The 18,750-nt window shown below is 72.4% G+C and carries 17 protein-coding genes; 6 read left to right on the top strand and 11 right to left on the bottom strand.

Annotation, left to right across the window (positions count from 1 at the left end; all coding sequences use genetic code 11):
• Positions 1-159: 159 nt before the first annotated feature.
• The 4 genes from sucB to ACIRR8_RS29210 all read right to left on the bottom strand — a co-directional run bounded on the left by sucB (position 160) and on the right by ACIRR8_RS29210 (position 6,264).
• Positions 160-1,941 (bottom strand): 2-oxoglutarate dehydrogenase, E2 component, dihydrolipoamide succinyltransferase, encoded by a 1,782-nt coding sequence (gene sucB / locus ACIRR8_RS29225; protein WP_404070394.1) that lies wholly within the window; start codon positions 1,939-1,941, stop codon positions 160-162.
• A 62-nt stretch (positions 1,942-2,003) separates the two neighbouring features.
• Complete coding sequence (lpdA, locus tag ACIRR8_RS29220) at positions 2,004-3,392, bottom strand: dihydrolipoyl dehydrogenase (protein ID WP_404070392.1); 1,389 nt, start codon at positions 3,390-3,392, stop codon at positions 2,004-2,006.
• A 332-nt stretch (positions 3,393-3,724) separates the two neighbouring features.
• The gene (locus ACIRR8_RS29215) at positions 3,725-5,284 is read right to left on the bottom strand and encodes a leucyl aminopeptidase (protein WP_404070390.1); all 1,560 of its coding nucleotides are present in this window, start codon (positions 5,282-5,284) and stop codon (positions 3,725-3,727) included.
• 197 nt (positions 5,285-5,481) lie between these two features.
• A complete protein-coding gene (locus ACIRR8_RS29210; protein ID WP_404070388.1) occupies positions 5,482-6,264 on the bottom strand; it encodes an adenosylcobinamide-GDP ribazoletransferase in 783 nt (260 codons plus the stop codon).
• Between the two features lie 88 nt (positions 6,265-6,352).
• Between ACIRR8_RS29210 and ACIRR8_RS29205 the strand changes: the two genes are divergently transcribed.
• Positions 6,353-7,117 (top strand): hypothetical protein, encoded by a 765-nt coding sequence (locus ACIRR8_RS29205; RefSeq protein WP_404070386.1) that lies wholly within the window; start codon positions 6,353-6,355, stop codon positions 7,115-7,117.
• Here the strand turns inward: ACIRR8_RS29205 and ACIRR8_RS29200 are convergent.
• From ACIRR8_RS29200 to ACIRR8_RS29185, 4 genes are all read right to left on the bottom strand, one after another.
• Positions 7,057-7,788, bottom strand: a complete 732-nt coding sequence (locus tag ACIRR8_RS29200) for a hypothetical protein (RefSeq protein WP_404070384.1) — start codon at positions 7,786-7,788, stop codon at positions 7,057-7,059. The genes ACIRR8_RS29205 and ACIRR8_RS29200 overlap by 61 nt on opposite strands.
• Positions 7,785-9,569, bottom strand: a complete 1,785-nt coding sequence (locus ACIRR8_RS29195) for a phosphatidylglycerol lysyltransferase domain-containing protein (RefSeq protein WP_404070382.1) — start codon at positions 9,567-9,569, stop codon at positions 7,785-7,787. Before ACIRR8_RS29195 ends, ACIRR8_RS29200 begins: the two co-directional genes overlap by 4 nt.
• Positions 9,570-9,654: 85 nt before the next feature.
• Positions 9,655-10,767 (bottom strand): nicotinate-nucleotide--dimethylbenzimidazole phosphoribosyltransferase, encoded by a 1,113-nt coding sequence (gene cobT, locus ACIRR8_RS29190; protein WP_404070380.1) that lies wholly within the window; start codon positions 10,765-10,767, stop codon positions 9,655-9,657.
• Between the two features lie 119 nt (positions 10,768-10,886).
• Complete coding sequence (locus ACIRR8_RS29185; RefSeq protein ID WP_404070378.1) at positions 10,887-12,089, bottom strand: bifunctional adenosylcobinamide kinase/adenosylcobinamide-phosphate guanylyltransferase; 1,203 nt, start codon at positions 12,087-12,089, stop codon at positions 10,887-10,889.
• A gap of 115 nt (positions 12,090-12,204) precedes the next feature.
• Here ACIRR8_RS29185 and ACIRR8_RS29180 point away from each other — a divergent pair, with 115 nt between their 5' ends.
• Positions 12,205-12,414 carry a hypothetical protein gene (locus ACIRR8_RS29180; RefSeq protein ID WP_404070376.1) on the top strand — a complete coding sequence of 70 codons (210 nt, stop codon included), beginning with the start codon at positions 12,205-12,207 and terminating at the stop codon, positions 12,412-12,414.
• A 54-nt stretch (positions 12,415-12,468) separates the two neighbouring features.
• Here ACIRR8_RS29180 and ACIRR8_RS29175 read toward each other — a convergent pair whose 3' ends face one another.
• The 3 genes from ACIRR8_RS29175 to ACIRR8_RS29165 all read right to left on the bottom strand — a co-directional run bounded on the left by ACIRR8_RS29175 (position 12,469) and on the right by ACIRR8_RS29165 (position 15,072).
• Positions 12,469-13,566: a S1C family serine protease gene (locus tag ACIRR8_RS29175; protein WP_404070374.1), complete on the bottom strand. Its 1,098-nt coding sequence runs from the start codon at positions 13,564-13,566 to the stop codon at positions 12,469-12,471.
• Positions 13,567-13,672: 106 nt separating this feature from the next.
• Positions 13,673-14,377, bottom strand: coding sequence for a class I SAM-dependent methyltransferase (locus tag ACIRR8_RS29170; RefSeq protein ID WP_404070403.1), 705 nt, complete (start codon positions 14,375-14,377; stop codon positions 13,673-13,675).
• A gap of 95 nt (positions 14,378-14,472) precedes the next feature.
• Positions 14,473-15,072, bottom strand: a complete 600-nt coding sequence (locus ACIRR8_RS29165; RefSeq protein ID WP_404070372.1) for a DUF3043 domain-containing protein — start codon at positions 15,070-15,072, stop codon at positions 14,473-14,475.
• A gap of 298 nt (positions 15,073-15,370) precedes the next feature.
• On the opposite strand from ACIRR8_RS29165, the gene ACIRR8_RS29160 reads away from it, so the two are divergent.
• The 4 genes from ACIRR8_RS29160 to ACIRR8_RS29145 all read left to right on the top strand — a co-directional run bounded on the left by ACIRR8_RS29160 (position 15,371) and on the right by ACIRR8_RS29145 (position 18,705).
• Positions 15,371-16,153, top strand: coding sequence for a PspA/IM30 family protein (locus ACIRR8_RS29160; RefSeq protein ID WP_018511919.1), 783 nt, complete (start codon positions 15,371-15,373; stop codon positions 16,151-16,153).
• Between the two features lie 13 nt (positions 16,154-16,166).
• Positions 16,167-16,445 carry a hypothetical protein gene (locus ACIRR8_RS29155; RefSeq protein WP_018511920.1) on the top strand — a complete coding sequence of 93 codons (279 nt, stop codon included), beginning with the start codon at positions 16,167-16,169 and terminating at the stop codon, positions 16,443-16,445.
• Between the two features lie 200 nt (positions 16,446-16,645).
• On the top strand, positions 16,646-17,986 hold the full coding sequence (locus ACIRR8_RS29150; protein WP_404070369.1) for a sensor histidine kinase: 1,341 nt from the start codon (positions 16,646-16,648) through the stop codon (positions 17,984-17,986).
• Positions 17,983-18,705, top strand: coding sequence for a response regulator (locus ACIRR8_RS29145; protein ID WP_404070367.1), 723 nt, complete (start codon positions 17,983-17,985; stop codon positions 18,703-18,705). The genes ACIRR8_RS29150 and ACIRR8_RS29145 overlap by 4 nt, the downstream gene beginning before the upstream one ends.
• Positions 18,706-18,750: the final 45 nt, after the last annotated feature.

Below are 18,750 nucleotides of genomic sequence, written 5' to 3'. Positions count from 1 at the left end.
GGGGGGTTTTGGGGGGGCTCCTGGTGGGCCCCGGGTGGTTCCATAAACCTCCGGGGGGGGGGGCTCCCCCGGGGTTTTTTACCCAAACCCGGGGCCCCCCCCCCCCGGGGGGGGGGGGGGGGGGCCCGCCGCTGGTGAGGCTGGTTACAGCCGGAGCGTTCAGAGGCCGAGCTCGACCTCGAACTCACCGGCCTCCAGGATCGCCTTGACCGACGTCAGGTAGCGGGCGGCGTCCGCGCCGTCCACCAGACGGTGGTCGTAGGAGAGCGCGAGGTACGTCATGTCGCGCACCGCGATGGTCTCGCCGAGGTCCGGGTGGTCGATGACCACCGGGCGGCGGACCGTGGCGCCGATGCCCAGGATGGCTGCCTGGTTCGGCGGCACGATGACGGTGTCGAACAGCGCACCGCGCGAACCGGTGTTGCTGATGGTGAAGGTGGCACCGGACATGTCGTCCGGGGTCAGGCCGCCACCGCGGGCCTTGCCGGCCAGCTCGGCGGTCTTCTTCGAGATGCCGGCGAGGTTCAGGTCGCCCGCACCCTTGATGACCGGGGTCATCAGACCCTTCTCCGCGTCCACGGCGATGCCGATGTTCTCCGCGTCGAAGTACGTGATGGTGCCCTCGTCCTCGTTGATCCGGGCGTTGATGACCGGGTGGGCCTTCAGCGCCTGGGCCGCCGCCTTCACGAAGAACGGCATCGGGGACAGCTTGACGCCCTCACGGGCGGCGAACGCGGCCTTCGCCTGGTTGCGCAGCTTCATCAGCTTGGTGATGTCGACCTCGACGACCGAGGTCAGCTGGGCCTGCGAGTGCAGCGCCTTCATCATGTTGTCGCCGATGACCTTGCGCATGCGGGTCATCTTGACCGTCTGACCGCGCAGCGGGGAAACCTCCAGCTTCGGCGCCTTGGCGGCGGCCGGAGCGGCGGGGGCGGCCGGAGCGGCGGCGGCGGCCTTGGCGGCCTCCGCGGCGGCGACGACGTCCTGCTTGCGGATACGGCCACCGACGCCGGTGCCCTTGACCGAGCCCAGGTCCACGTTGTTCTCGGACGCGAGCTTGCGGACCAGCGGCGTGACGTACGCGCCGTCGTCACCGGAAGGCGCGGCCGGGGTGGCGGCCGGTGCCGGGGCGGCAGGGGCGGGCTGCGCCGGCGCGGGGGCCGGAGCTGCCGGAGCCGGGGCGGGAGCCGCGGGGGCCTCCTGCTTCGGCGCCTCGGCCTTGGGCGCCTCGGCCTTCGGAGCCTCCTGCTTCGGAGCCTCCTCCTGCTTCGGAGCCTCGGCCTTCGGGGCCTCCTGCTTGGGGGCCTCCTGCTTCGGGGCCGCGCCCGGAGCACCGATGACGGCGAGCTTGGCGCCGACCTCGGCGGTCTCGTCCTCGCCGACCACGATCTCCAGCAGCACACCGGCGACCGGGGCGGGGATCTCGGTGTCGACCTTGTCCGTGGAGACCTCAAGGAGGGGCTCGTCCTCCGCGACCTCCTCGCCGACCTCCTTCAGCCAGCGGGTGACGGTGCCCTCGGTGACGCTCTCGCCGAGCGCCGGGAGGGTGACGTCGGTGCCCTCGGCGGACGAGCCGCCGGTGGAGGCCGGGGCCTCGTCCTGGGGGGCCTCCTGGGCCGGAGCGGCGGGCTCCTCGGCGGCCGGGGCCTCCTCGGCGGGTGCCTCGGCCTGGGCCGGAGCCTCGGCCTCGGCCGGAGCGCCGGAGCCGTCGTCGATCACGGCCAGCTCGGCGCCGACCTCGACGGTCTCGTCCTCGGCGACCTTGATCGACGACAGAACGCCGGACGCGGGGGCCGGGATCTCGGTGTCGACCTTGTCGGTCGAGACCTCGAGCAACGGCTCGTCGGCCTCGACGCGCTCGCCCTCGGCCTTCAGCCAACGGGTGACAGTGCCCTCGGTGACGCTCTCGCCGAGCGCCGGAAGGGTTACGGAAACCGACATGGTTTCAGTTGCTCCTTACGAAAATGCGGAAGTGGTCGGTCGTCGCGCCCGGAACGGGGGGATCAGTCGTGGGCGTGGAGGGGCTTGCCCGCCAGCGCCAGGTGAGCCTCGCCCATCGCCTCGTTCTGCGTCGGGTGGGCGTGGATGAGCTGGGCGACCTCGGCGGGCAGCGCCTCCCAGTTGTAGATCAGCTGGGCTTCGCCGACCTGCTCGCCCATGCGGTCGCCCACCATGTGGACGCCGACCACGGCACCGTCCTTGACCTGGACGAGCTTGATCTCGCCCGCGGTCTTCAGGATCTTGCTCTTGCCGTTGCCCGCCAGGTTGTACTTGAGGGCGACGACCTTGTCCGCACCGTAGATCTCCTTGGCCTTGGCCTCGGTGATACCCACGGAGGCGACCTCGGGGTGGCAGTACGTCACCCGGGGCACACCGTCGTAGTCGATCGGGACGGTCTTCAGACCGGCGAGCCGCTCCGCCACCAGGATGCCCTCGGCGAAGCCGACGTGGGCGAGCTGGAGGGTCGGGACGAGGTCGCCCACGGCCGAGATGGTCGGCACGTTGGTCTGCATGTACTCGTCGACCAGGACATAGCCGCGGTCCATCGCGACGCCCTGCTCCTCGTAGCCCAGGCCCTGCGAGACCGGGCCGCGGCCGATCGCGACGAGGAGGATCTCCGCCTCGAAGGTCTTGCCGTCGGCCAGGGTCACGCGGACGCCGTCCTGCGTGTACTCGGCCTTCTCGAAGAACGTACCGAGGTTGAACTTGATGCCGCGCTTGCGGAACGCGCGCTCAAGAAGCTTCGAGCTGTTCTCGTCCTCGACCGGGACGAGGTGCTTGAGGCCCTCGACGACGGTGACCTCGGTGCCGAAGGACTTCCACGCCGAGGCGAACTCGACGCCGATGACGCCGCCGCCGAGCACGATCGCCGACTTCGGGACCCGGTCCATCTTCAGCGCGTGGTCCGAGGAGATGATCCGGTTGCCGTCGATCTCCAGGCCCGGCAGCGACTTCGGCACGGAGCCGGTCGCCAGCAGCACGTGGCGGCCCTGGACGCGCTGGCCGTTCACATCCACCGAGGTGGGGGAGGAGAGCTTGCCCTCGCCCTCGATGTAGTGGACCTTGCGCGAGGCGATGAGACCCTGGAGACCCTTGTACAGGCCCGAGATCACGTCGTCCTTGTACTTGTTGACGGCCTCCATGTCGATGCCCTCGAAGGTGGCCTTCACGCCGAACTGGGCCGACTCGCGGGCCTGGTCCGCGATCTCGCCCGCGTGCAGCAGCGCCTTCGTGGGGATGCAGCCGTTGTGCAGGCAGGTGCCGCCGACCTTGCCCTTCTCGATCAGGGCGACGTCCAGGCCCAGCTGCGCTCCGCGCAGGGCCGCGGCGTACCCGCCACTGCCACCGCCGAGGATCACTAGGTCGAAAACGGTGCTGGCGTCGTTCGCCACGTCACGTCCTCCATGCATGTGCGCCGTACGCCGGGCCCCGTCGCTGGGGTGTGACCGGCCGGTCGGCTGGTGTTCGGCCGCTTTTGTCTTCGGCCCTGTGGTGGGGGCCCTGTCCTGCCGAGAACCCATCTTCGCACTTGTCGACGGCGGGCGGGACGCGGGGCCCGGGTCCGGGACGGATGATCGTCCGTTCCGGAGGGTTACTGCTGCGTAGATACCTACGGATTCCGCTGCTGTTCGTCGAGAGCGAAACCCTGTCTCCTTCTCACCGGTTCCGCCCGGACAACACGTACGGCCCCGGACCTATGCCCGGGGCCGTACGCGTCGGTCACTCAGCCCAGGTCGCCGTCGGCGGTCCGCTCGGCGAGCCGCACCAGGGTGCGGACGGCGGAGCCGGTGCCGCCCTTGGGCGTGTAGCCGTACGGGGCGCCCTCGTGGAAGGCCGGGCCCGCGATGTCCAGGTGCGCCCAGGCGATGCCCTCGCCCACGAACTCCTTGAGGAACAGGCCGGCCACCAGGCCGCCGCCCATCCGCTCGCCCATGTTGGCGATGTCGGCGGTCGGGGAGTCCATGCCCTTGCGGAGGTCGGCGGGGAGCGGCATCGGCCAGGAGGCCTCGCCGACCTCCTCGGCGATCTCGTGGATCGACGTACGGAAGGCGTCGTCGTTGGCCATGATCCCGAAGGTGCGGTTGCCGAGCGCCAGCACCATCGCACCGGTCAGGGTCGCCACGTCGACGATCGCGTCCGGCTTCTCCTCCGAGGCGCGGGTCAGCGCGTCACCCAGGACGAGCCGGCCCTCGGCGTCGGTGTTGAGGACCTCGACGGTCTTGCCGCTGTACATCCGCAGCACGTCACCGGGGCGGGTGGCGGTGCCGGAGGGCATGTTCTCGGCGAGCGCCAGCCAGCCGGTCACGTTCACCTTGAGGCCGAGGCGGGCGGCCGTGACGACAGCGGCGAACACGGCGGCGGCGCCGCTCATGTCGCACTTCATCGTCTCGTTGTGGCCGGCCGGCTTGAGCGAGATGCCGCCCGAGTCGTAGGTGATGCCCTTGCCGACGAGGGCCAGGGTCTTCTCCGCCTTCGGGTGGGTGTAGGCGAGCTTCACCAGGCGCGGGCCGTTGGCGGAGCCCTGGCCGACGCCGAGGATGCCGCCGAAGCCGCCCTTGACGAGGGCCTTCTCGTCGAGCACCTGGACCTTGATGCCGTGCTCCTTGCCGGCGGCGGTGGCCACGGCGGCGAAGGACTCGGGGTAGAGGTCGTTGGGCGGGGTGTTGATCAGGTCGCGGGCGCGGTTGATCTCCTCGGCCAGCGCGAGGGCACGCTCGACGGCCGCCTTGTACGCCTTGTCGCGCGGCTTGGCGCCGACCAGGGTGATCTCGGCGAGCGGGAGCTTCGGGCCGCTGTCCTTGGACTTGGCGTCCTTGGGCGCGAGCTTGTTCTCGCCGCCCTGGTAGGCGGTGAAGGCGTACGCGCCGAGCAGGGCGCCCTCGGCGACGGCGGCGGCGTCCTCGACGGAGCCGGCGGGCAGCGCGAAGCCGGCCTTCTTGAAGCCGGAGAGCGCACGGGCGGCGGTGCCGGCGGCGCGGCGCAGCGCTTCCGCGTCGTACGCGTCCTCCTTGTCCGGGACCGGACCGAGGCCGACCGCGATGACGACCGGGACCTTGAGGCCGGACGGCGCGGGCAGCTTGGTCAGTTCGCCCTCGGCACCCACGGCCCCCAGGGTCGCGAGAACGGAGGCGAGCTTTCCGTCGAACGCCTTGTCCACGGCCTCGGCGCCCGGCGCGAGGACCAGGGTCCCCGACTTGGACGCAGAGGTCTTCGCGACGCCGACGACGAGTGCGTCGGCGCGCAGCGTCGCCGCACCGGCAGTGCTGAGAGTGAGAGCAGTCACGGTGGTGAAATCTCGCTTCCGTTGAGTTCCAGTTCGGTCGAGGGGTGGGCCGACCGTGCCCGGCGCATCGTAGACGCCTCCGCAATGTGCCGGGATCGAGCCTACGCGCGTCGTCCGCCAAGGGATGCGGCGGCGGGCCCTTCCCGACCGTACGCAGGCCCGTCCCGCAGGTGTACGTGGAGGAGGACGGCCCCCGCTCAAGGGCCGAGCGCCAGCACCACCAGCGCCGCCGTGGCCGCCGCCTCCGCCACCCCGCCGAACACGTCCCCGGTCACCCCGCCGAACCGCGTGACGCAGTGGCGCAGCAGGAGTTCGGCGGCGGCCAGGCCCCCGAGCACCGCGAGCGCGTGGTGCGGCGCACCGTACGGGCCGAACACCGCACCCGCCGCCGCGCACAGCCCCACCGTCACCGCCGCCACCAGCACCGCCCGCCCCACCGGGACCGTCGCCGCCACCACCGCGCCGAGCCCCTCCGGCCGGGCCGCCGGGACGCCCTGACGGGACGCCAGGGTCAGCGCGAGCCGGGCCGCGACGGCCGACACGACGGCCCCGAGCGACCCGTGCGCCCACCCCTGCCCGTACAGCTCGAAGAGGACGGCGACCTGCGCCAGCAGCACCAGCAGCAGCGTGATGACACCGAACGGCCCAATGTCCGACTGCTTCATGATCCGCAGCGCGTCCCCGGCCGGTTTCCCGCTGCCGAGGCCGTCCGCCGTGTCCGCGAGGCCGTCCAGGTGGAGCCCCCGGGTCAGCGCGGCCGGCACCGCGACGGAGGCGACCGCCGCGAGCAGCGGACCGGACCCGGCCAGCAGCGACAGCGCGCCGAGCGCCGCGGCGAGCAGCCCGACGACGAGCCCGGCGAGCGGGGCGCAGAGCATGCCGGTCCGGGCGGTCGCGCGGTCCCAGCGGGTCACGGAGACGGGCAGCACGGTGAGGGTGCCGAAGGCGAAACGCAGCCCGTGGCTGTTCAGGGAGGTCACCGCGGGCAGGTTAGCCGCTCCCGCGCACGGATAGATTGGCCGAAACGGCAGAAAAGCCGCATAGCTGAGCAGGTCGGGAGCGGGTGGCATGGGCAACTGGTGGCACACCAACATCGCGGAACCGGGCAAGCTCCCGCTGCTCCTCGCGCTGGCCGCCTTCGTCCTGACCTTCGCGATCACGCGCACGATCACGCGGATGATCCGTGCGGGGAAGGGCCCGTTCCGCAACATCACGCCGGGCGGGATCCACATCCACCACGTGGTGCCCGGCGTCGTGCTGACGGTGGTCGGCGGCTTCGGCGCGGTGGCGGCGGGACGGCACGGGGTGGCCGCCGGGATCTGCGCGGTGATCTTCGGGATCGGGGCCGGTCTGGTGCTGGACGAGTTCGCGCTGATCCTGCATCTGGACGACGTGTACTGGACCGAGGAGGGCCGCCAGAGCGTCGAGGTGGTCGTGCTCACCGCCTCGCTGGTGGCGCTGGTCCTGGCGGGGTTCTCACCGCTCGGCGTGGACGACGTGAGCGACGACGAGCAGCAGGGCAGGCTCGGCGTCATCACCTCGTACGCGGTCAACTTCTGCTTCGTCCTGATCGCGCTGTTCAAGGGCAAGACCCGGATGGCGGTGCTCGGCACGCTGGTCCCGTTCGTCGCGCTGGTCGGCGCGCTCCGCCTCGCCCGCCCCACCTCGCCGTGGGCCAAGCGGTTCTACCGCCACCGCCATCGGGCCCGCTCCAAGGCGGTGCTGCGGGCCTACCACCACGATGTGCGGTGGGTGGGGCCGCGCCGGAAGTTTCAGGACCTCATCGGCGGCACCCCGGACCGCCTCCCGCTGCCGCCCGCCCGCAAGCCCTGACCCGGGCCCTCCCGCCGCCGCCCGAGCCACTCCCGTACGGCACAGATCACCAGGACCGCGGCGATGGAGGCCAGATGCTCCCGGCCCGCCAGGTTGTCCTTCACCAGGACCTCCACCACCATCGCGAGGACCACCAGCGCCCCGGTGAACCAGGCCCGGTAGGCGTGGCAGACGTACACCGCGAGCCCGACCACCGCGGCCGACGGCCCGGTGTCCACCACCTGCGCGTCCGAGGCCGGCAGCCCCAGGAACGCGTCCGGGCCGAGCGCGATGCCGACCCGGGCGTACAGCGTCCCGGCCAGCGTGGCCACGTACGCGATCGCGAGCGTGCGCCGCCGTCCCAGGCACACCTCCGCGATGCCGAACACCAGCAGGATCTGCGCCAGCGCGCCCCAGACCGGCAGGTCGAGGGCGGGGACGAACAAGGACAGCGGTGTACGCAGCAGAGCCGCCCAGAGGGGGTCCTCGGCCCGCACCGCGCCCAGCTCCTGCACCGGGCCGTAGCCCCACGGCTGGTTCTGGACCAGCTGCACGGTCGCGGTCAGCGCCACCGCCGTCAACGTCAGCGCGAGCGCCCGCACCCCGTGGTCGCGCAGCCCCGTCCGTACGGTGGTGACGAGCGGGCCCCACTCACGCAGCGCGGCCCGGCGCAGCGCCGGGAAGCGGCTCATCTATGCGCGCCGAGACGCGCGCGGTGCAGCCACTTCGGCAGCCCCGGCGCCTCCAGGAACCCTTCGGCGCGGCCCGCCGCGATGGAGATGCGCGCCAGGTCGGCGCTCTTCTCGAACAGCATGAAACGCGGCTCCCAGATCGGTCGGTACTTGGCGTTGGCCCGGTAGAGCGACTCGATCTGCCACCAGCGCGAGAAGAAGCTCAGCAGCGCACGCCACAGCCTAAGCACCGGTCCCGCGCCGAGCCGCGATCCCCTCTCGAAGACGGACCGGAACATGGCGAAGTTGAGCGAGACCTGCGTGATCCCGATCTCGCCGGAGCGCTGGAGGAGCTGGATCACCATGAACTCCATGAGGCCGTTCTCCGCCTCGCGGTCACGGCGCATCAGGTCCAGCGAGAGGCCGTGCGGACCCCAGGGGACGAAGCTGAGGAGCGCGCGCAGCTCGCCGCTCCCACCGCCGTCCTCACGCGCGTTCCGGCACTCCAGCATCACGCACTGTCCGTCCGCCGGGTCGCCGAGGCGGCCGAGCGCCATGGAGAAGCCGCGCTCGGTCTCGCCGTCGCGCCACGCGTCCGCGCGCCGGACCAGCTCGGCCATCTCGGCCTCCGGGATGTCCGCGTGGCGCCGGATGGTGACCTCGTAACCGGCGCGCTTGACCCGGTTGTAGGCCTGGCGCACGCCGCGCATCGCCCGTCCGTCGAGCGTGAACTCGGCCGTCTCCACGATCGCCTCGTCGCCGAGCTCCAGCGCGTCCAGGCCATGCCGGGCGTAGACCGTACCGGCCTCCTCGCTCGCGCCCATCACGGCCGGGATCCAGCCGTGTTCGCGGGCCTCTGCGAGCCACGGTTCGATCGCGCCGGGCCAGGCCTCCGGGTCGCCGATCGGATCGCCGGAGGCCAGCGAGACCCCGCCGACCACCCGGTGGACCACGGCGGCCTTCCCGGTCGGCGACCAGACGGCGCTCTTCTCCCGGCGCAGCGCGAAATATCCGAGCGAGTCCCGGTCGCCGTGCTGGTCCAGCAGCGCGCGCAGCTTCGCCTCGTCCTCGGGGGAAAGCGGGTCGACGGCACGGCGGGAGCGGAACGCGGCGTAGACGACGGCGATCAGGAGCAGCGTCGAGAGGACGTTGATGACGACGTTGACCCAGCCGGGTGTGGTGATCCCGGGGAAGCGCGAGTCATCGGCGGCCAAGGAGACCAGCCGCAGCGCGCCGTAGCGCCAGCGGTCGAGGAAGGTGGAGCGGTAGTCGTCGTGCGCGGTGTTGGTGACCGTGACCAGGGCCGTCGCGATCAGTGAGGTGACCAGCAGCCCGACCACGGCGACCAGGGCCGCCAGCTTCGGGTTGGAGCGGTCGCCCTTGGCGTAGAACTCCCGCCGCCCCAGCACCAGCGCCACGACGAAGGCGGCCGTCAGCGCCAGCGAGACCCAGTTCTGGGCGTGCTGCCGGATCTCCGCGAAGAAGAACGCGAGGACCAGCGCCAGGAGGACGAGCCCGCCGAGGACCATGTTCACGATCCAGGCGGCCCGCTTGCGGCGGCGCATCGTGACCGCCAGGAAGAGCGCGATCACGCCGGAGGAGAACCCCGCCGTGAGCAGGTACGGCGTGAAGTAGTTCTCGGTGTTGTGGCGGCGCAGGTCCTGGCCGAGCGTGACCCAGACGGCGCTCAGGAAATTGATGAACGAGACGATGCGCAGGTACCAGATGGCGAACGCCGCACCGCGCCGGGACCGGACGGTACTGCGCCGGGCTGCCTCTTCGGCCGATCGAACCTCTCCCATAGGAGTGGATCATATGGCGCATTACGGACATGGGGGCGGTCAAGGCCGGTCAGGGGACCTGCCCCGCACGCCCCAGCCCGGCGGTTCAGGTCGCGTCGAGAGCCTGTACGTCGTACTCCCCGCTCCCGGCAGGCCCGGCGTCCTCCTCCTCGCCCTTCTCCGGCGTACGCTCCGGCAGCTCGGCGGCGAGCGCGGCCGCGGCCTGCACCAGCGGCAGGGCCAGCAGCGCGCCCGTACCCTCGCCCACCGTCACCCCGTGGTCCAGCAGCGGGGTCAGCGCCATCCGGTCCAGCGCCTTCGCCTGCGCGGGCTCCCCGCTGACCTGCCCGGCCAGCCACCAGTCCGGCGCCCGGAACGCCGCCCGCTGCGCAACCAGCGCACAGGCCGCCGTGACGACCCCGTCCAGGATGACCGGCATCCGCCGCACCGCCGACTGGAGCAGGAACCCCGTCATCGCGGCCAGATCCGCCCCGCCCACCGTGGCGAGCAGCTCCAGCTGGTCACCGAGCACCGGCCGGGCCCGGCGCAACGCGTCCCGGATCGCGGCGCACTTGCGCATCCAGGCCAGATCGTCGATGCCCGCACCACCGCGCCCGGTCACCACCGAGGCGTCGGTGCCGCAGAGCGCGGCGACCAGTGTGGAGGCGGCCGTGGTCCCGCCGACGCTCAGGTCGCCGAGCACCACCAGATCGGTGCCGGAGTCGGCCTCCTCGTCGGCGATCGCCATGCCCAGGCGGACGGACCGCTCGGCCTCCTCGGCGCTCAGCGCGTCCTCGACGTCGATGCGGCCCGACCCGCGCCGCACCCGGTGGCGGACGACGGACTCGGGCAGCAGCTCCGGGTCGCAGTCGATCCCGGCGTCCACGATCCGCAGCGGCACCGAGAACCGCCGGGCCAGCACCGCCACCGGGCTCGCGCCGTCGAGGGCCGCCCGGACCAGCTCATGCGTGGTGCCCGCCGTCCGCCCGGAGACGCCCAGCTCCGCCACGCCGTGGTCACCGGCGAAGAGCACCACGCGCGGCTGCGACACGGCCTTGACCGGTACGGACTGCTGCGCGGCGCTCAGCCACTCGCCGAGCTCGTCGAGGCGGCCCAGGGCACCAGGCGGGACGATCAGCCGCTCCCGCCGTTCCTCGGCGTCGCGCCGCACGCCCCCGTCGGGGCGTTCGATCAGGTCGGAGAAGTCGTCCAGGTTCACGGAGGTCTGCCTCGCGGGTCGTCACGTCGGATTCCGGTCCGGGCACCCGGCGGCGGGCCCCTGCCGGGAACAGTACCGGTCGGCCCGGAGGAGCCGATGCCCCGCGTGCCGACGCCCCCTCACCCCCGCAACACCACGGCCTGCCCCGCCACCACCAGCAGCACCTCCTCGCACTCCGCCGCCACCGCCGCGTTCAGCCGTCCCAGCTCGTCCCGGAACCGCCGTCCCGCCGCGGTCGCCGGCACCACCCCCGCACCCACCTCGTTCGTCACGAGCACCACCTGACGCCGGGCCCCGCGCACCGCGGCCACCAGCTCCCGGGCCCGCGCCCGCAACGCCTCCTGGCCGCCCTCCCGCCACCGCTCGTCCTCCCAGGCGTCCACCCGGTCCATCGCGTCCGTCAGCCACAGCGACAGGCAGTCCACCAGCAGCGGCGGTCCCTCCGCGCCGAGCAGCTCCGCCACCTCGCACGTCTCCTCGGTCCGCCACGCGCCCGGCCTGCGCTCCCGGTGCAGCGCCACCCGCGCCGCCCACTCCGGGTCCCCTTCGCGCCGCCCGCCGGTCGCCACGTACACCACCTCCGGGAACGTCTCCAGACGCCGCTCCGCCTCCAGCGACTTCCCCGAGCGCGCGCCGCCCGTCACCAGCACCCGGCGCGGCACGTCCGGCACCACCGGGTACTCACCCACCACCAGCGTCGTCCCGTCCGGCACCGCCCGTGCCCCGGCCGCCGCCAGCAGCCGGTCCAGGGCCGGGCCCGGCGGCGCGTCGTGGTCCAGGTGGACCGCGACCATCTCGGTGGCCGGGCCGACCGCGCCGGCCGACCGCAGCCGCGCCACCGTGTCCGGCCGCCCGACGACATCGCAGAGGACCAGGTCGTACGGGTGCTCGGCCCGCCCGTCGAGACCGGCGGGCGCGGCCCCGGGCGGCAGGTACAGCAGCCGCTCGCCGTCCGGTGAGCCCACCTCGTAACCCGTCCCCGGCGCGTCCATCGGCACCGCCCGCACCCGGTGCCCGCTGATCAGCGTCAGCACCTGGCCGTCCGGCACCCGCCCGGCAGGCGGCAGCGAGGGCGGCAGTTCGACGGCGGGACCGTCGTGCGGATGGGTCAGCAGCACCTGGCGCACCGCGCCCAGCGAGCGCCCCGCGCGGGCGGCCGCGAAGACCGCACCCGGGGTCAGGTCCAGCAGCAGTGCGTCGTCGACCAGCAGCGCGGTCGCGGCACGCGCCCACGGGCCACGGGCACGCGCACAGGCCGCACAGGGGCAGGAGGGGCGCGGCAGCCCGTCGGGGGCTCCGGTGCCGAGCAGAGTCAGTTCCACACCTTGATCCTCCCGCGTCCCCACGCCAGGTGCGCGCCCGGCTAGGCTTCGGGAACCGACCCAGGAGCGGCGACGGGCCCGGGAGTCGGTCGGCAACGTGACCCAGGAGGCGCACATGGCGTGGACGTGGCGGTTCGAGAAGCCCGACGGTACGGAGACGGAGCCGGCGCTGCAGCCGGAGGAGTTCACCACCCAGGGCGACGCGGAGTCCTGGATCGGTGAGTACTGGAAAGAGCTCCTGGAGGGCGGCGCCGCCCAGGTGACGCTCTTCGAGGACTCGACCAAGATCTACGGCCCGATGAGTCTGCAGGCCGACGGCGCCTGAGAGCTGCGGGAAAGGGCGGTACGGGACTTCCGTACCGCCCTTTACCTGCGGGTCTCAGATCTCGCCGAGCGTGACCTCCGCCGTCCTGTCGGTGTCGTCCCGCGTGTAGGTCACGGTCACCTTCTGGCCCGGCTTGTCGCCCGCCAGGGCCTCGGAGAGCGAGGTGATGGTGGTGACGGCAGTGCCGCCGATCTTCGTGACGACGTCCCCGGCCCGCAGCCCCGCCTCGTCAGCCGCCCCGCCCCGCTCCACGCTCACCAGCGCCACTCCGGCCGGCCGGTAGGAGTCGTCGACGACCGTACGGCCGGTGATCTCCAGCGCGGCCCGGCCCGAGTCGGTGACCCGGCCGTCCTTGACGATCTGGTCCGCGACCGTCCGCACCATCGAGACGGGGATCGCGAAGCCGATGCCCGGTGCCGCGCTGTCGCCCATCTGCGGGTCGGTCGCCGCGAGGGTCGGGATGCCGATCACCTCGCTGTCCAGGTTGACCAGCGCCCCGCCGCTGTTGCCCGGGTTGATCGCGGCGGAGGTCTGCACCATGTCGGCGATCGTCGCGCCCGTCCCGCCGCCCGCCCGGCTCTCGCTCACCGTCCGGCCGAGCGCCGAGACGATGCCCTGGGTGACGCTGCTGGAGAGGCCGAGCGGAGAGCCCATCGCCATCACGATCTGCCCCACCTCGACCTTCTCCGCGTCACCGAACTTCGCCGGCTTCAGGCCCTCGGGCACCTCGTCCAGCTTGATGACCGCCAGGTCCTGCTCCGGATAGGAGGAGACCAGCGAGGCGTTCAGCACCGCCTCGCCGGTGGCGGCGGTGACCTTGAACTTCTTCTCGTCACCGATCACATGGGCGTTGGTGACGATATGGCCCTTGCCGTCGTAGACGATCCCGGAACCGAGGCTGTCCGACGCGTCGATCTGGACGACCGACGGCAGGACGTCCTTGATGACGTCCTGGTAGGCGCTCTCCAGGTCGTTGGTGGCGCGGGCCGCCGAGCCCTGGGCCGTACCGGAAGGGCTGGCCTGCGGGGCGGGAGCGGCCGCAGGAGACCCGCCGGAACAGCCGGCCGTCGCGGCCAGTGCGATCGCACAGACACCTGCGGACAGGAACAGCGGCACACGGCGCGCGGAGCGGCGGGAGGGGGATGCGTCCATATCCGGAGTCTGGTGGACCCACCCTTTCGGGTGCCTGCGCTGATGGGCCGAACGAGGCCCGTACGGTTTCTCAGGGCGTGTCCGGCGGATCAGGACCGGACACCCCCTAGCCGCGCACTCCGCACAGATGCAGCAGCGCCGCGACACCCCGGTACGGGTCGGTCCGCCCGGCCCGGTCCTCCAGGGCCAGCACCCGCTCCAGCTCGCCGGCGGGCAGCTCGGTCCCGTCGGCCACGTTGTCCGTGAAGACCCGCACGCCGTACCAGGCGTGCAGCGGCGCGGCGATCCCGGCCAGCGTGGCCCGCAGCGCGTCGAGCCGGTCGGCCCGCACGGTGAGGCCGAGGTCGTTCGTGTACGTCGCCGAGTCGAAGGCCGCCAGCGCCGCACCGAAGTCGCCGGTGAGGCCGGGGCGCATCGCGAGCGCGTCCGCGTTCCGTACGAGCAGCGAGAGCAGGCCGCCCGGCGCCAGCATCCGGGCCAGCCCGGCCAGCATCGGGTCGGGCTCCTCGACGTACATCAGGACGCCGTGGCAGAGCACCAGGTCGAAGCTGCCCGGCAGGAAGTGCACACCGGTCTCCCGGCCGTCCCCCTCGATCAGCCGGACCCGCTCCCGGATCCCCTCCGGTTCGCCTCCCAGCTCCTCGCGGGCCGCCCGCAGCAGCTCGGCGTCGGCCTCCAGACCGGTCACCGAGTGACCGGCCCGTGCGAGCCGCAGCGCCTGGACGCCCCGGCCCATGCCGACGTCCAGGACGCGCAGCCGCTGACCGACCGGGAACCGCCCGGCTATCTGCTCGTCCAGCTGCCGGGCCACGAGCTCCTGGCGGACGGTGTCCCGTACGCCCACGGCTCCACGCACACCACCGGAGCTCACCGGACGGACCCCGGTGGAGCCGGAGGTTTCCGTGCTCAGGGCCGCTCTCCGCGCTTGACCTGCGGCTTCGGGAGCCGCAGACGACGCATCTGGAGCGTGCGCATCAGGCCGTAGGCGACGGCACCGCGCTTGGGCGTGTCCGGGAAGCGCTCCCGCAGCTGCTTCTTCAGCCGGATCGACAGACCGATCGAGTCGATCACGATCAGGATGATCACGGCCATCCAGAGCATCAGCGAAATGGTCTGGATGTTCTGCACCTGGATCACGCTGAGGATCAGGATGACCACGGCGAGCGGCAGGAAGTACTCCGCGATGCAGAAGCGCGAGTCCACGAAGTCGCGGACGAAGCGCCGCACCGGGCCCTTGTCGCGAACCGGGAGGTACCGCTCGTCGCCCGAGGCGAGCGCCTCACGCTGCCGGGCCAGATCGGCCCGGCGCGCTTCGCGCTGGCGCTTCACGGCCGACTTGCGGTCGGCCGGAGCGCTGGACGCGGCACGCCGGCGCTGCGTCTGGGCCTCGCTGCGCTTGGGGGTGGGGCGACCCTTGGGAGCCTGCGGGTCGCGGGGCTGCTGGGAGAGATCCGCCGTCACCTTGTCGGTGGGGGTCTTCTCTGTCTTGGCACGGCTACGGAACACAAAACCCAAGGGTACGGGGTCGGCACACGGGTTCGCGGACCCGGGCGGGAACGATCCGGCAACGGACGGCGTCCCTGTAGGCACCCGACCCGGGCAGAACAGGCCTTAACCACCGGTTTCCCTGACGGCCACCTACACCCTGGGCGGGAGCGTCGGCGGTCCGCAGTCGTCCTTGGGGAGGAGCACATCGGGACTCGAACAGTGCGGTAATAGAGGTAGGGCCCGTACTGTGGGTTCTATCGGGAGTGCTGGAGCTCAGTCCGTCAGAAGGGGGCGCGCGAAGCCCATGAGCGGTGTCATGAAGCGTATGGGGATGCTTTTCCGCGCGAAGGCAAACAAGGCCCTTGACCGGGCCGAGGATCCGCGCGAGACCCTGGATTACTCGTACCAGAAGCAGCTGGAGCTGCTTCAGAAGGTGCGCCGCGGCGTCGCCGACGTCGCGACGTCCCGCAAGCGGCTGGAGTTGCAGCTGAACCAGCTGCAGGGCCAGTCGTCCAAGCTGGAGGACCAGGGCCGCAAGGCGCTGGCGCTCGGCCGCGAGGACCTGGCGCGTGAGGCGCTGTCCCGGCGTGCCGCCCTCCAGCAGCAGGTCACCGACCTGGAGACGCAGCACACGACGCTGCAGGGCGAGGAGGAGAAGCTCACCCTCGCGGCCCAGCGGCTGCAGGCCAAGGTCGACGCCTTCCGCACCAAGAAGGAGACCATCAAGGCGACCTACACGGCGGCCCAGGCGCAGACCCGGATCGGCGAGGCCTTCTCCGGCATCTCCGAGGAGATGGGCGACGTCGGCCTGGCGATCCAGCGGGCCGAGGACAAGACGCAGCAGCTCCAGGCGCGGGCCGGCGCCATCGACGAGCTGCTCGCCTCCGGCGCCCTGGACGACCCGACCGGCACGGCGAAGGACGACATCGCCGCCGAGCTGGACCGGATCTCCGGCGGCTCGGACGTGGAGCTGGAGCTCCAGCGCATGAAGGCCGAGCTGGCCGGTGGCTCCTCGTCCTCGCAGCAGGCGATCGAGGGCGGTGCCCAGGACGGCACGCAGCAGTCGCAGCAGTCCCCGCACAAGTTCGACAAGCAGTAGTGAGGGCGGCGTCATGATCGTACGGATCATGGGGGAAGGCCAGGTCAAGCTGGCCGACAGTCACTTCGTCGAACTCAACGAGCTCGACGACGTCCTGCTCAAGGAGATGGACAGCGGGGACGGTCCCGGCTTCCGCACCACGCTCCACGCACTCCTCGACAAGGTGCGCGAGCTCGGCACTCCGCTGCCCGACGACTCCCTGGAGCCGTCGGAGCTGATCCTGCCGGCGCCCGACGCGACCCTCGAAGAGGTGCGCGCCATGCTCAGCGACGACGGGCTCATCCCGAACTAGTCCATCTCGACCAGCTCATCTCGAACTGGCTCATCCCGAACTGGACGTACCTGCTCCACCAGCACTCGTGGTCACTCCTGTGCCCCGTGCCCGGTCCGCCGGCGCGGGGCACAGGCGTCACCGGTCCTGTGCGGTTCCGTGGCCGTACCGGCACACCGCGGAGACGGATCCGTACGCGACACGCCGTACCGTTGCTCGACGTGACCACCCTTCCCTCCGGGTTCGCGCGCGCCCGCCGCTGGCTCCGGGACCACCCGCTCGCGTTCGACGCGGCCCTGGCGTTCTGTGTTCTGATCGCGATGATCTGCGGTTCGTTCGCGGACCCGGGCAAGGGCCACGGGCCGACGTTCGGGACCCGCACGCCCGAGGCCTTCAGCGTGCTGCTGATGGTGCTCGCCGCCTCGGCGCTCGTCCTGCGCCGACGGCACTCCATGCCGGTCCTGGCGGTGACCGGTGGCCTCGCGGCCGTCGAGTACATCTTCATCGACCCGCCGGCCCCGGTCGTGATGAGCACCGTCATCGCGCTCTACACCGTCGCCTCGCGCACCGACCGCCCGACCACCTGGCGGGTCGGCCTGCTGACCATGGGGATCCTGACGGTGGCCGCGATGGTCTTCGGCTCGACGCCCTGGTACAGCCAGGAGAACCTCGGGGTCTTCGCCTGGACCGGGATGGCGTCGGCCGCCGGGGACGCCGTACGCAGCAGGCGCGCCTTCGTCGACGCGATCCGGGAGCGCGCGGAGCGGGCCGAGCGCACGCGGGAGGAGGAGGCCCGGCGCCGGGTCGCCGAGGAGCGGCTGCGGATCGCCCGGGACCTCCACGACGTGGTCGCCCACCACATCGCGCTGGTCAACGTGCAGGCCGGGGTCGCCGCCCACGTCATGGACAAGCGCCCGGACCAGGCCAAGGAGGCGCTCGCCCACGTCCGGGACGCCAGCCGCTCCGCACTCAACGAGCTACGCGTCACCGTCGGCCTGCTCCGCCAGTCCGGCGACCCCGAGGCCCCCACCGAACCGGCCCCCGGCCTCGCGGTCCTGGACGAGCTGGTGGCCACCTTCCGCAACGCCGGCCTCCCGGTCGAGGTGGTCGGCGCCGACCGCGCCCCGCGCCTGCCCGCCGCCGTCGACCTGGCCGCGTACCGGGTCATCCAGGAGGCCCTGACCAACGTACGCAAACACGCGGGCGCGGACGCCAGGGCCGAGGTCAGCGTCGTACGGGTCGGAACGACCGCCGAGATCACGGTGCTGGACAACGGCCGGGGGAGCGCGGCGCGGAGCCCGGGCGCGGCGAGCGGCGGCAGCGACCCGGCGGACGGCACCGGCACCGGCACCGGCACCCAGGCAGGAGGCACCGGCTCTCCGGACGGCGGCGGCCACGGCCTCCTCGGCATGCGCGAACGTGTCACCGCGCTCGGCGGCGCCCTCACGGCGGGACCTCGCTACGGAGGCGGGTTCCGGGTCCATGCGATCCTGCCCGTCGAGGCCCGCACGGGTGAACCGGAACCACCCGGTCCGGCGGCCGTGACGGGGGAGCGCCGATGAGTGAGTCCGTACAGACACCTGAGACACCTGAGGCACCCATCAAGGTGCTGCTCGCCGACGACCAGGCACTGCTGCGCAGCGCGTTCCGGGTGCTGGTGGACTCCGAACCCGACATGGAGGTCGTCGGCGAGGCGGCCGACGGCGCCCAGGCGGTCGAGCTGGCCCGGGAGACCGGTGCCGACGTGGTGCTGATGGACATCCGGATGCCGGGCACGGACGGGCTCGCCGCCACCCGCATGATCAGCGCCGACCCGGCACTGGCGGCGGTACGGGTGGTCATGCTCACCACGTTCGAGGTCGACGAGTACGTGGTCCAGGCCCTGCGTGCCGGCGCCTCCGGCTTCCTCGGCAAGGGCGCGGAGCCGGAGGAGCTGCTCAACGCGATCCGGATCGCCAACGCGGGCGAGGCGCTGCTCTCGCCGGCGGCGACCAAGGGGCTCATCGCCACTTTCCTTGCGCAGGGCGGGAGTTCGGGGGAGGGGCCGGACAGCGCGGAGTACGCGGAGAGGCTGGCCGCGCTCACCGTGCGCGAGCGGGAGGTGCTCGTCCTGGTGGCGGGCGGCCACTCCAACGACCGGATCGCCGAGCGGCTGGCGGTCAGCCCGCTCACCGTCAAGACCCATGTGAACCGGGCGATGGCGAAGGTGGCGGCCCGGGACCGGGCCCAGCTGGTGGTCATCGCGTACGAATCGGGCCTGGTACGACCCCGGGTGGAGTGACGGGCGGTCGCGGGACGCGGAGGGTGGAGAGACGGCGTACTCCAC

Source organism: Streptomyces sp. NPDC101178, from assembly GCF_044767965.1.
Classification (GTDB): domain Bacteria; phylum Actinomycetota; class Actinomycetes; order Streptomycetales; family Streptomycetaceae; genus Streptomyces.
This window is presented reverse-complemented; position numbering and strand designations above follow the sequence as displayed.

Coding starts and splice junctions, on each gene's coding strand:
- sucB (WP_404070394.1), bottom strand. CDS start 1,941: ATGTCGGTTTCCGTAACCCTTCCGGCGCTCGGCGAGAGCGTCACCGAG.
- ACIRR8_RS29205 (WP_404070386.1), top strand. CDS start 6,353: ATGGGCAACTGGTGGCACACCAACATCGCGGAACCGGGCAAGCTCCCG.
- ACIRR8_RS29200 (WP_404070384.1), bottom strand. CDS start 7,788: ATGAGCCGCTTCCCGGCGCTGCGCCGGGCCGCGCTGCGTGAGTGGGGC.
- ACIRR8_RS29195 (WP_404070382.1), bottom strand. CDS start 9,569: ATGGGAGAGGTTCGATCGGCCGAAGAGGCAGCCCGGCGCAGTACCGTC.
- ACIRR8_RS29180 (WP_404070376.1), top strand. CDS start 12,205: ATGGCGTGGACGTGGCGGTTCGAGAAGCCCGACGGTACGGAGACGGAG.
- ACIRR8_RS29175 (WP_404070374.1), bottom strand. CDS start 13,566: ATGGACGCATCCCCCTCCCGCCGCTCCGCGCGCCGTGTGCCGCTGTTC.
- ACIRR8_RS29160 (WP_018511919.1), top strand. CDS start 15,371: ATGAAGCGTATGGGGATGCTTTTCCGCGCGAAGGCAAACAAGGCCCTT.
- ACIRR8_RS29155 (WP_018511920.1), top strand. CDS start 16,167: ATGATCGTACGGATCATGGGGGAAGGCCAGGTCAAGCTGGCCGACAGT.
- ACIRR8_RS29145 (WP_404070367.1), top strand. CDS start 17,983: ATGAGTGAGTCCGTACAGACACCTGAGACACCTGAGGCACCCATCAAG.